We start from the raw sequence: 12,191 nt of genomic DNA on the forward strand, positions 1-12,191 counted from the left end.
TGTAAATGCTATGGAACTGGTGAAAAAAGTGATTGTCCCGACGAGTACAACCTTCACTTTGACGCTTCCCAAAGAAATGATTGGGAAAGAAATTGAAGTTGTTGCTTCCGAAGTAAAAGCACCGCGCACCCTAACCGAACTTGAAAAGCAGCAACGCCAGGAGGCTATCGAGGCTATTTTCAGGGATAATCGCGTGGACCTCAGCAATTTTAAATTTGACCGCGACGACGCGAATAACTATGACGACTAATATTGCGCTTGACACCAATGTTCTATTGTATCTGTATGATGCAAATGATCATACTAAAAGACGTGTCAGTGAAAGTATTGTCGCTTCCAGTCCGATTATCAGCACACAGGTTGTCTCCGAATTCATTAATGTTACAAAACGGGTACTGAAACTCCCAAAACAGGAAATTCTGTACAAATGCAACCTCGTTTTCGATCGCTGTCAGATCATTTCAATTGATCAGGAAATCCTTAATCATTCGTATTACATTTTGAAAAAATATGATTTTCAAATTTTCGACAGCATCATCATATCTTCTACACTAGCAGCCAATTGCAACACATTGTATTCCGAGGACTTACAACACAGCCAGCTCATCGAAGGAAAACTCACTATCATCAACCCTTTCCTCGAACTCTAATAACCTACTCCGACTTCAACGACCGCACCGGGTTCATCAGCGCGGCTTTTATACTTTGGAAACTAACCGTAAGCAACGCGATCACGATCGCCAGCAAACCCGCGGCTACGAACATCCACCAGGCCAGATCTACATGGTAGGCGAAATCGCTCAGCCAATGATTCATGCCAAACCAGGCAATAGGGCTACCGATGGCAATAGCTATGATGATCAGTTTCATAAATTCTTTGGATAGCAGGGCCACGATGTTAGCGACACTCGCGCCCAGCACCTTGCGGACACCGATTTCCTTCGTACGGCGCTCCGCGGTGAATGCCGACAGGCCGAACAAGCCCAGGCAACCAATGATGATAGAAATCGTCGCAAAGGTGATGAATATCTGTCCAACACGCTGTTCGCTGCGATAAACGTTGTCGAAATCCTGGTCCATAAACCGGTAGTTGAAAGGCTGGCCCGGCGCCATTTTCTTCCAAAGTGTCTCTACCTGGGCCACAGTATGCGGCGCGTCGCCTCCTTTCATACGGAATACCACGGAACCCGAGCTTTTATAAAGAATCAAGCTCAATGCGCCAATATTCTTCCGCAGCGATTCGAAATGGAAGTTTTTCACCACTCCGATAATCGTGTAATCGACCCGCTTGGTCAATGCTGCGTCTTCATAACCGAATATTTTCTTACCGATCGGATTCCCTTCACCCAGCACTTTCGCGGCAGCTTCGTTGATGATAATACCCGTAGAATCCGACGGAAATGCCTCATCGAAAGCACGCCCGCTTGCGATCTGGAGGCCCATCGTTTTCACGAAATCGTAATCGACAGCCCATTTCTGCATATTAATACCTTTGTCCTGCTGCATTTGCCCGACCGGGAAAAAAGTATGATCTGTCCGCGAAGAAGGTGTTGGCAGAAAGCTGGAAACCGTTGCGCTTTCGACGTTCGGAAGTTGCAACACCTGCTCTTTAAATGCCTTCACCTGATTGTTCAACGCATATGCATCGTTCACGATCAGCATCTGATCCTTATTGAAGCCCAGTTTCTTGGTTTGAATGTAGTTGAGCTGACGATAAATCACACCCGTGCCAACAATCAGCATCACCGAAATCACAAATTGAAATACCACTAATGCATTGCGCAGGTAGCCGCTACCCTTGCCTTCGAGCTCGATTGTATTTTTAAGGACCTTCAGCGGCTGGAAGGCCGACAGGAAGAACGCAGGATAACTTCCGGCCAAAACGCCGACTACACCGCCCGTCAGCAGCAGTACCGACCAAAACCACACATTCGTGATCGGAAACTGGATTTGCTTGCTTGCCAGATTGTTGAACAGCGGCAATGCGAGGTAAGCGATCAGGATCGCGAGTACCAGCGAAAAGAAACTCAGCATCACCGACTCGGTCAGAAACTGGCTCACCAGTGACGACCGTTCCGAACCTAACGCTTTGCGTACTCCCACCTCCTTCGCCCGGTTAGCCGAACGCGCCGTGGCAAGGTTCATAAAGTTGACGCAGGCAATGGAGAGCAGGAAAATCGCTACTACTCCAAAAATATACACGTACTGGATATTGCCATTCGCGTTAATCTCCGCTGTGCGATCTGAATGCAAGTGGATATCTGTAAGCGGCATTAATGTATAAACCAGGTAGTTCCCTGTTTTCCGGACTTCATCCAGCGTCGATCCCAGAAAACTCTTGATCCATTTGGAAGTATATTTCTGTAAAACAGTTTCAAAATTTGCTTCAAACTGTTTCGCATCCACACCTTCACGGAAAAGAATGTAGGTATTGAAATTATGACTGCCCCATGCGTTTTGCCTGCTTTCCTCCGTGGAGCTCATGGAAAGCAGCATGTTCAAATCACGCATATGCGACTGCGCGGGGATGTCGCGCATCACACCCGTAACCGTATACGTTGCGTTGTTATCTACGACGAGCGCCTTGCCTATCGGGTTAGTGTCTCCAAAATATTTCCTGGCGTTTGTCTCCGAAATCACCACTGTTTGCGGGTTACGCAAAGCGGTATTCGGATCGCCTTGCAACATCGGTACCGAAAACACTTTGAAGAATGTCGAATCGGCATAGAAAACATGGTCTTCTTTCAAATTTTCGGCCGCTTCCGCGCGCCGCACAAGCTGGCTGCCATTCTCCCGCAGCCTGACTACCTGCTCAATCTGCGGGTAATCTTTTTTCAAGGTAAATGCTAATGGATCGGGCGCCACTGCAAGTGCCATATCGGCACCGCCAAAACGGATATCTGCATTGACCCGGTAAATACGGTCCGCATTCGCGAATGAACGGTCGTAGCTTAACTCATCCACAACGTAAAGCGTAATGAGCAGGCAACTTGCCAGCCCAAGCGACAAACCGAATATGTTCAGAAACGTGTAAAACTTGTGTTTACGCAGATTCCGCCAGGCAATTTTCAGATAGTTTTTCAGCATTACTTCAAGCTTTTACATTTCCATGCCGTTTCCAGGCAGGCCCATTTCTTTTTCAAAATTCTCGATGATCCGCTGCCGTTCTTTCTCCGATCTCTCGGCGGCATTCACGGTCTTTTCATAGATGTACTCGTCGCCATCCTTCATGAACCGGTATTTGATGAACATCTCTCCGGTTTCAGAATTGTAACGCACGTGTTTGGAGAAGTCTTTCGGATACTTCGAAGCAGGTTCTTTGATAAATCCTTTCCCGGACGATACTATTTCGGCGTTCACCTCATTGGAGGAAAATGCCATCGTCTCCCGCTCATCGGCTGATGGCTCAGGCTCAGGCTCCGGAGCGGCCACCGGTACAGGCGGCTGAGGTTTGCGTTGGGGGGGCGCCACTGCCACCGATTCTTTGCAAACTCCTTTTGGTGCAGGTAATTCCAGGTTTCCTTCGGCTATGGAAGATAATACTTTGTCGCGCAGCGCTTCACGATCCTCCTTGCTCATTCCTTCCACGTCGAACGACTTGTTGATATCAACGTCTTTGCCGTCCAGCGTCCCGGATACTTTAATCGACAGCTTTTTGCCGTCGTCATCGATACTTCTGCTCAGGTAAGCCCTTTTCTGGGCAATGGCCAGCGTACTTACGCCGGCCAACAGGATGGTTAGGATTTTCTTCATGGTTAGATTTGGCATATTGTTCAAACTAGCTTTGGCATCTGGTCGAGCCCACACACTGCATTCCACGAGGCATTCGCCCCCGCATCAAATGTTCCCGCTATAAAGCCGCGCTAGTCGTCAATAGCCGGAGGATTTCTAAACATGTATTTTTTCGGTCACGATCTTGCCATCGAACAGGTTCACGACACGGTGTGCAAAACCGGCATCGTAAGGCGAGTGCGTTACCATCAGGATCGTCGTTCCGGCACCGTTCAATTGGCTTAGCAGGTTCATTACCTCTTCACCGTTTTTGGAGTCGAGGTTACCTGTCGGCTCATCGGCCAGGATCGTCTTCGGAGTCGCTACCACCGCGCGGGCAATGGCGGTACGTTGCTGCTGACCACCCGATAACTGCTGTGGAAAGTGATTGCGGCGGTGCATCATGTTCATGCGGGTGAGCGCTGCCTCCACTTTCTCCTTGCGCTCTGCCGGAGGAGTTTTGAGGTACAATAACGGCAGCTCCACGTTTTCATAAACCGTCAACTCGTCGATCAGGTTAAAGCTCTGGAACACAAAACCGATGTTTCCTTTGCGAATCTGCGCACGCTGGCGTTCCGACATTTTGGCGACCTCTGTTCCGTAAAACTCGTAGGAGCCTTCGCTGGGGTTATCGAGCAACCCGAGAATGTTCAGCAAAGTCGATTTCCCGCAACCGGAAGGTCCCATGATGGCGACGAACTCTCCATCCTTAATTTCCAGGTCGATGCCGTTGAGGGCAGTTGTTTCTACTTCTTCGGTAGAAAACACCTTGTGCATGTTGTTAATCTTGATCATTTTGGTTTTTTCTGGCTTTCGGCTGTCGGCTTTCGGCTATCGGCCTGGGTTATGATAAAAAAGGTTTAAACTTCGGCTTTCGGCTGTCGGCCATTTAATAAACTTCGGCTCTCGGCTGTCGGCCATCGGCAACGGTACTATCATTCAAAAGATGCTTTCAAAAAGTCGACTGCCGATTGCCGACAGCCGAAGTTAAATTCATTTTCAAAAGCCGACTGCCGATTGCCGACAGCCGAAGTATTTTTTAAAATTCAAGCACTTCATTATCTCCAAAATTCTCGTATGAGCTGGTGATTACCTTCTCACCTGGCTGCAAACCTTCGAGGACTTCGAAATATTCTGGGTTTTTACGGCCTAACGTGATCTTGCGTTTCGCGGCGCGTTTGCCACCATCTGATACTACATATACCCAGTTTCCACCTGTTTCGGAGAAGAAACCACCTACCGGCAGCAATGTTGCCTGCGAAGGCTGGCCGAGTTGCAGACGGATCGGTGCTGATTGCCCTCTCTTAACCATTTCCGGCGCGCCGTTGTCAAACTTCATATCTACTTCGAAACGTCCGCTTAGAATCTCAGGGTATATCTTGATGATTTTCAAACCATAATCTTTTCCATTGAACTCCATCGACCCCGTCAGCCCGACGAAAATCCGTGACAGATAGTGCTCATCTACGCTGACGCGCATTTTGAAACCATTCAAGTCGTCGATCTGGCCGATGTTCTGCCCCTGGCTGATATTGGAACCCACTTCGATATTCATCGACGACAACAGACCTGATACCGGCGCTTTTACCACGAGGTTATCGAGCGTCTGGCGCCATAGGCTTACGTTTTTCTGCGTGCTGGCCAGCGTGCCTTCCAGTTGCGTGATCTGCATTTTGGCGTTCTCTTCCTGGTATTTTTGCGACTCGATCTCGATTTCACGCTGTCTTACCAGTTTCTCATAATCCCGTTTCGTTTTCAGGTAATCAGCCTCCGGAATCACTTTGTCTTTATAAAGCTTCACATTACGTTCATGCGCATCTTTGGCCTGATCGAGTTGAAAATCCAGGTCGCTCAATGTCTTTTGGAGTGTAAACCGTGCTACTTTCAGGTTTTGCCTGGTATTTTGAAGGTCGTTCACCAATCGGCTCGCCTCTGTTTCGGATTGCAGGAAGCTCAGTTTGAGGTTTTGGTTTTCCAGGCGGAGCAACACATCGCCTTGTTTTACCATGTTACCGCCCTCAATCAGTTTCTCAGTTACATACCCACCCACGATCGCATCGAGCTGAATAGTTTTGAGGGGTTGAACTACCCCGGTTACGACGATAAACTCATCGAATTTACCTTTTTGAACCGTCGATATCGTCAGTTTGTCCTGCTCTACATTCAGCTTGCTTCTTGTATCGGCAAAAAAGAACTGGTAAATCAGGAATGCAGCCAGTAAAACGCTACCGCCCATGATGCTGATACGTTTGGTATTCCAGAATTTCTTGGGTTTTACTCGGTCCATTGTTGATCCTCCGGAAAATCCGTTACTGGTGCTTGTCGAGTTAGGTGTCTTAACTTCCATTATATGCTAGTGATTGAGTTCGCTTTTGTATTTGGCTTTACTAATCCAATCACTATGCCAAAGAAGGCTATGCTATCTAATTATTTGAAAATCAACCTTGTTCAAATTCAGAACACCATGAATATTGTTCGTTATCGGACAAATTTGTTCGGGCGCGGACAAGCCGTTCCAGCCGTCTTTTTAAGGTAAAATAGTGACATTTTAGCTTGTTAGGAAATAATATTTCAAATTGCGTCCTTATCTTGACAAACAATTGCGTTAAGTCCCTATCCGGCAGTGTCAACCCGCCTGCGCACCACAAGAAAGAACAGCCATGCTACTATCAGAAGCCAAAATCCTGATTATCGACGACGACGTTGACGTGCTCAGTGCCGCCAAACTTTTACTGAAACGCCACGCCAAAGCCGTCGACATTGAAAAGAACCCCCAAAAACTACCCTTCCTCGTTACCAACGGAGATTATAACCTGATCCTGCTCGATATGAACTTCACCCGCGACGTGAACAGCGGACGCGAAGGTTTCCATTGGCTCGACCGGATCCTCGATATCAATCCCGCCGCGAAAGTGATCATGATCACCGCTTACGGGGACATTGAAATGGCGATCCGTGCGATCAAGTCGGGCGCTATTGATTTTGTACTGAAACCGTGGGAGAACGATAAACTGCTGGCGACAATCAGCACGGCACTCGAAGGCGGCAAGGATAAAGTAGTACCGGTAGCGGAAGAAAAGAGCAAAGACGATAATAAAAAGAATAATAAAGCCACCTCCGACACCATTGTGGCTACAAGCGACAGTATGCGACAGGTACTGGTCACCGCCGAGCGCGTGGCTTCGACCGACGCCAATGTGATCATCCTCGGCGAAAACGGAACAGGGAAAACGCAGTTGGCGAAGCACGTCCACCAGCATTCTAAACGCGCCGACAAACCATTCGTAGCTGTCGACCTGGGAGCGATCAGCGAGACGCTTTTTGAAAGCGAGCTGTTCGGCCATGTGAAGGGCGCATTTACAGATGCGAAAGAAGACCGCGCCGGCCGCTTTGAAGAAGCCAAAGGCGGTACTATTTTTCTGGATGAAATCGGCAACCTCACATTGCCCTTGCAGGCTAAGCTATTGACCGTCATCCAGGAACGCAAAGTAACCCGCGTCGGCTCCAACAAGCCTATCGCACTCGATGTCCGCCTGATTTGCGCAACGAATATGAATATCGAAAAGATGGTGACCGACAAGACCTTCCGCCAGGATTTGCTCTATCGGATCAATACCATCGAGCTCGAACTGCCGCCTCTGCGCGACAGGCCCGAGGATATCAGCGCATTGGCCGACTATTATCTCAAACAATACGCCAAAAAGTATAACCGTCCCGTCAACGACATCAGTAATGCGTTGGTGAAGAAAATGCAGCAGTACAACTGGCCCGGCAATATCCGCGAACTGCAACATGCCGTGGAGCGTGCGGTGATCCTTTCGCAGGAAAAAACCTTGCAACCTGATGATCTTTTCCTCAAAAGTTCGGCCGGACAGCCTGCTACCGCCACCGGCTTCGACCTCGAAGACATGGAAAAAACGATGATCATCAAAGCATTGAAACGCTTCAACGGAAACATCACCGATGCAGCCCGTGAGCTGGGACTCAGCCGCGCAGCGCTTTACCGGAGGATGGAGAAATACGGTTTGTAATCCATTTTAAACCGCATGGAAGTACAATTTTGGCATGTTTTTTGGGTTTAATTCCTGTATAAAAGCTCAACTGCGTCCAATTTTGTACTTCCGATGACGAAATCACTTTCCATATTCATCCTCGTTCTCTTCTCCTGTTTCACATTTGCCCAAACCGGCAGCATCAAGCCCGTACCACTCAAAAACGTCAAAACGACCACTGGTTTCTGGCACGATCGCGTCGAGCTGGCGCACAGCGTGACGGTGCCCCATGCATTGCACCAATGTGAAGAATCAGGCCGGTTCGACAACTTCGCGGTAGCCGGCGGCTTGAAAAAAGGAACGTTCAAAGGCGCCCGTTTCGATGATTCCGATGTCTTTAAAGTGGTAGAGGGTGCCTCTTATGTACTGCAAAACCAATATGACCAGAAACTCGACCATTACCTCGACTCGCTGATCACCCTATTCGCTGCCGCACAGGAACCCGACGGCTATCTCTACACGATCCGCACCATTAATAAGGACACCACCGGCTCCTATGACTGGATCGCGGGGCCTTACCGCTATTCTTTCGAGAATGGTAGCCATGAGTTGTACAATGTCGGGCATTTATACGAGGCAGCCGTGGCGCATTATGAAGCCACCGGCAAAAAGACTTTGCTGAATGTAGCCATTAAAAATGCAGACCATCTGGTCAAAACCATTGGCCCCAAACCAGGGCAACTGGTGGTGGTACCCGGTCATGAAGAAACCGAACTCGCATTGATACGCCTTTACCGGGTAACCGGCAAAAAAGAATACCTCGACCTTTCCAAATTCTTCATCGATATGCGTGGCCGCTCCGACAAGCGCACGCTTTTCCTCGACGAGCATAAGCTCGGCCCCGCCTATTTTCAGGATCAGGTACCCTTCGTGCGCCAACGTGAGGCGGTCGGGCATGCGGTACGCGCGCAATACCTGTACACGGGTGTGGCTGACCTGCTCACCCTCCGCCCCGACGGACAAGACCAGACAGCCGTTCAGGCCATCTGGAATGACGCTACTTATAAAAAACAGTACGTAACCGGCGGAATGGGTGCCCGGGAGGATGGAGAGGCGTTTGATAAACCCTACATTTTACCCAATGACAATGCCTACGCCGAAACCTGCGCTGCCATTGCGAATATGCTTTGGAACCACAAAATGTACCTGCTGACCGGCGAAGCGAAATACATGGATGTTTTTGAGCGTGTACTTTACAATGGCTTCCTCGGCGGAATGGGCGTCAAAGGCAATACATTTTTTTATGTAAACCCGATGTCCTCGAATGGCGTGAATGATTTCAACAAAGGCACCGGTGCGGTACGGCACGAGTGGTTTGGCACTGCCTGCTGTCCCTCGAACGTCTCGCGCTTCTTGCCCTCCATGCCCGCTTACATGTACGCGACCCAAGGGAATACATTGGTGATCAACCTTTTTGGAGACACTAAGGCTAATATCGCGCTTCCCAACACGCCGGTTCAGATTACCCAGCAAACGCAATATCCATGGCAGGGAAATATCCGCATTCAGGTCGATCCGGAAAAGGCTGGCACATTCCCGCTGCACATCCGCATTCCCGGCTGGGCCAACGGACAGGCCATTCCGGGCGATTTGTATCGTTATGAAGACAAACTGGCCAAGCCGGTTGGCCTGACTATTAATGGCAAAAAAATGGATGCTGCCATTGAAAACGGCTATCTGAAATTAAATCGTAGCTGGAAAAAGGGCGATGTGATCGAACTGGTACTGGATATGCCTGTGCGTAAAGTTGCGGCTGACGAAAAGCTCAAAAGCAACCATGGAAAAGTGGCTATCGAACGTGGTCCGGTACTCTATTGCGCGGAAGGCCATGACAACAGAGGGAAAGCGCTTGCGATCAAAATATCCGGGACGCAGGAATTTACGCCGTCGTATCAGAAAGATATGCTCGGCGGCATTAATATCCTCCAATCCAAAGAGCAGAACATCACACTCATTCCCTATTACGCCTGGGCCAACCGCGGGGCGAACGAGATGACGATCTGGTTTGACAGGCAGTAATTTGACGGGCGGCGGTCGGCGGTCAAATCACTTCCTTCCCAGATTCTTCTGAAATGCTTCCAAATCCTTCAATTCTCCGTCCATTATCAGGTTAATATCGCTGTTGTTAAGCACATCGCTTTCAGACTTGATTTTACTTTTGAAATAGAAAGAAAAGGGTAGATCCTTTCCTTTCCCCAGCATTTGTGCACCTGCTTTAATGACTTTCCCAAGACTCACTTCCAGCGGAATTTCGTAAATATCCCTGCTTTTCGACTTCACTTTTGTAATTCCTTTCACAGCCCCTTCCGCAAAGCGTTTTTGTTTACCCAAATCCATGGCATAAACCGGGTCCTGAAATTCGAGTGAAAACGGATTCATGTTGCCCACTTCCACTTTCACCACAATATCCGATTCCTTCAAACCCAGCTTTTTGAAATCATAACCAGCCATTCTGATCTTCGGCAGCCTGTAAAGCGGCAACCGCTTGTCTATATCGAGCACAAGGGAATCTTTTCCAAGAAATGGTTTTTCAAAATGTAATATCGTTTTGAAATGGTAATTGGCGCTGTCCTGCCCTTTCGCAGCCTCTTCGTCGCCTTCCACACGCAGGTTACGGATTTTTACTTTCGCGGGCAATGTCAGCAATGAGCTATCGGCGGCCTTCACTTCGAGCGGTTTGTTATAATGGTCTTCTACAATCGTTTTGTCATTCATTTTCACCACATAATTGATGTTTTTCAAATGCATGCCAACGGGCAGCGGATTATGGACGAGCGTTTTGAGTTCCATTTTAATGGTACTATCGGTAATCTCGCTGATATGCGCGATGGTCATTTCCACCCGCGGTTTCAGACCGGAAGCCGGGTCGGGATCGCTTTTCCTGAAGAAATACCAGACAGCAAATGCTACTGCCGCGATCAATACCAGTATCAAAATCCATTTAAATACACTTCGGCTGTTCATAGGTGTCGTTCAGTTAATGGGAGCTACTGATCAAAAAGCGTTCCCGCCGGCATCACACCCTCGCCACACGTATATGTGTAGGAAACTCGTCATGCGCGGCTCAAACATTTTCACCAAACGGGTTTTCTGCTTTGGTATGGGTTTTTAAAGAGCGTGCGACGATTGAATGGTGATTGCCATTCTTTTTCATCCAAACCATGACCATTAAAAACCAGTATTATGAAAGCGACGAAAAGCAAAACTGCTGCCAAACAAATCACCGAAACAGATAGCGAAAAGTTGAAAGAACTATTTGTAGACGGCCTGAAAGACATTTACTGGGCTGAAAAACAACTCGCCAAAGCATTGACCAAAATGTCAAAAAATGCCACTTCGGAAGAATTGAAAGCTGCATTCGAGCAGCATACAACCGAAACCGAAGAACACGCCACAAGGCTCGAACAGGTTTTTGAAAGAATCGGCGAGAAAGCGCAAGCCAAAAAATGCGCCGCGATGGAAGGGCTGATCGAGGAAGCGAACGAAATTTTGAACAGCACCGACAAAGGTACCATGGTACGCGATTGCGGATTGATTATGGCCGCTCAGAAAGTGGAACATTACGAAATCGCGTCGTACGGCACGTTGCGCAATATTGCGCGCACGCTGGGCCACAGCGACGTAGCAGATCTATTGCAACAAACGCTTGACCAGGAAGGTGAAACCGACCATAAGCTCACCGAACTGGCAGAGGCCTATGTGAATGAGGAAGCAAGTGTGGAGTAGAGGCTTCTGCCTTTCATAAAGCAGAGAGGCGATCGGGAATCCCGACCGCCTCTTTTGCATTCAATATATACATCTACACCAGATTCAACCTGCCATGATCGCCACCCTCCGGCGTGGTACCCGTCATCACTGCTTTGAGCATCGAGAAGAATACGACCATTTTGGAAGAAGTACTATCCCAATAGGCAGCTTCTTGTGTGGTAACCCTGAGCACCGCCAGATCGGGATCGTCTTTCCCGCCCGGAAACCAGGCTTTCGACATCAGGCTCCACAGTTCTTCCTTGCGGCGCTCACTCTCCACGATCGATGCCGTACCGGATACGCTCAGATAGGTATTGTTTTTAGGGTCTGAGTAAATCAATGTCACCGGATCTCCATGCCGGGCATCCCTCACTAGCTCAGTATGCCGGCTGGTGAAGAACCACACGTTACCTTCCGCGTCGATATCCAGCGTCGTCATCGGCCGCGATACGATCCGGCCGTCCTCGTACGTCGTGTACATGCAGAACCGGATATCTTCGGCGAGTGATTTCAGTTTCTTAATAGCCTGATTATCTTCAAAATCCTTTTCCATAACCGTTGTTTTTAGATCTGTTGAAACTTTGGTTTGAACCCGGATCTTTAAAACAACCGTTCCAAAGA

The 12,191-nt window shown here is 48.7% G+C and carries 11 protein-coding genes; 5 read left to right on the forward strand and 6 right to left on the reverse strand.

Annotated elements, in window-relative coordinates; all coding sequences use genetic code 11:
• The first annotated feature begins 10 nt into the window (after positions 1 to 10).
• Together J7619_RS14860 and J7619_RS14865 are read left to right on the forward strand one after the other, a co-directional pair.
• Positions 11 to 250 carry a hypothetical protein gene (locus J7619_RS14860; RefSeq protein ID WP_291199647.1) on the forward strand — a complete coding sequence of 80 codons (240 nt, stop codon included), beginning with the start codon at positions 11 to 13 and terminating at the stop codon, positions 248 to 250.
• On the forward strand, positions 240 to 650 hold the full coding sequence (locus J7619_RS14865; protein WP_291199650.1) for a PIN domain-containing protein: 411 nt from the start codon (positions 240 to 242) through the stop codon (positions 648 to 650). Before J7619_RS14860 ends, J7619_RS14865 begins: the two co-directional genes overlap by 11 nt.
• Positions 651 to 654: 4 nt before the next feature.
• Here J7619_RS14865 and J7619_RS14870 read toward each other — a convergent pair whose 3' ends face one another.
• From J7619_RS14870 to J7619_RS14885, 4 genes are all read right to left on the reverse strand, one after another.
• Complete coding sequence (locus tag J7619_RS14870; RefSeq protein WP_291199653.1) at positions 655 to 3,087, reverse strand: ABC transporter permease; 2,433 nt, start codon at positions 3,085 to 3,087, stop codon at positions 655 to 657.
• A gap of 12 nt (positions 3,088 to 3,099) precedes the next feature.
• Positions 3,100 to 3,753, reverse strand: coding sequence for a hypothetical protein (locus tag J7619_RS14875; protein ID WP_291199656.1), 654 nt, complete (start codon positions 3,751 to 3,753; stop codon positions 3,100 to 3,102).
• 135 nt (positions 3,754 to 3,888) lie between these two features.
• Positions 3,889 to 4,566: an ABC transporter ATP-binding protein gene (locus tag J7619_RS14880; protein ID WP_106596182.1), complete on the reverse strand. Its 678-nt coding sequence runs from the start codon at positions 4,564 to 4,566 to the stop codon at positions 3,889 to 3,891.
• Between the two features lie 244 nt (positions 4,567 to 4,810).
• A complete protein-coding gene (locus J7619_RS14885) occupies positions 4,811 to 6,058 on the reverse strand; it encodes an efflux RND transporter periplasmic adaptor subunit (protein ID WP_291199662.1) in 1,248 nt (415 codons plus the stop codon).
• A gap of 373 nt (positions 6,059 to 6,431) precedes the next feature.
• On the opposite strand from J7619_RS14885, the gene J7619_RS14890 reads away from it, so the two are divergent.
• A complete protein-coding gene (locus J7619_RS14890; protein WP_291199665.1) occupies positions 6,432 to 7,802 on the forward strand; it encodes a sigma-54 dependent transcriptional regulator in 1,371 nt (456 codons plus the stop codon).
• Between the two features lie 93 nt (positions 7,803 to 7,895).
• On the forward strand, positions 7,896 to 9,842 hold the full coding sequence (locus J7619_RS14895; protein ID WP_291199668.1) for a glycoside hydrolase family 127 protein: 1,947 nt from the start codon (positions 7,896 to 7,898) through the stop codon (positions 9,840 to 9,842).
• A gap of 27 nt (positions 9,843 to 9,869) precedes the next feature.
• On the opposite strand, the gene J7619_RS14900 is transcribed toward J7619_RS14895, so the two are convergent.
• Positions 9,870 to 10,787 carry an LEA type 2 family protein gene (locus J7619_RS14900; protein WP_291199671.1) on the reverse strand — a complete coding sequence of 306 codons (918 nt, stop codon included), beginning with the start codon at positions 10,785 to 10,787 and terminating at the stop codon, positions 9,870 to 9,872.
• Between the two features lie 219 nt (positions 10,788 to 11,006).
• Here J7619_RS14900 and J7619_RS14905 point away from each other — a divergent pair, with 219 nt between their 5' ends.
• Complete coding sequence (locus J7619_RS14905; RefSeq protein ID WP_291199674.1) at positions 11,007 to 11,549, forward strand: ferritin-like domain-containing protein; 543 nt, start codon at positions 11,007 to 11,009, stop codon at positions 11,547 to 11,549.
• A 73-nt stretch (positions 11,550 to 11,622) separates the two neighbouring features.
• Here the strand turns inward: J7619_RS14905 and J7619_RS14910 are convergent, their stop codons facing one another.
• On the reverse strand, positions 11,623 to 12,123 hold the full coding sequence (locus tag J7619_RS14910; protein ID WP_291199677.1) for a pyridoxamine 5'-phosphate oxidase family protein: 501 nt from the start codon (positions 12,121 to 12,123) through the stop codon (positions 11,623 to 11,625).
• Positions 12,124 to 12,191: the final 68 nt, after the last annotated feature.

Origin of the sequence: Dyadobacter sp. (assembly GCF_017744695.1) — a bacterium.
Lineage (GTDB): Bacteria > Bacteroidota > Bacteroidia > Cytophagales > Spirosomataceae > Dyadobacter.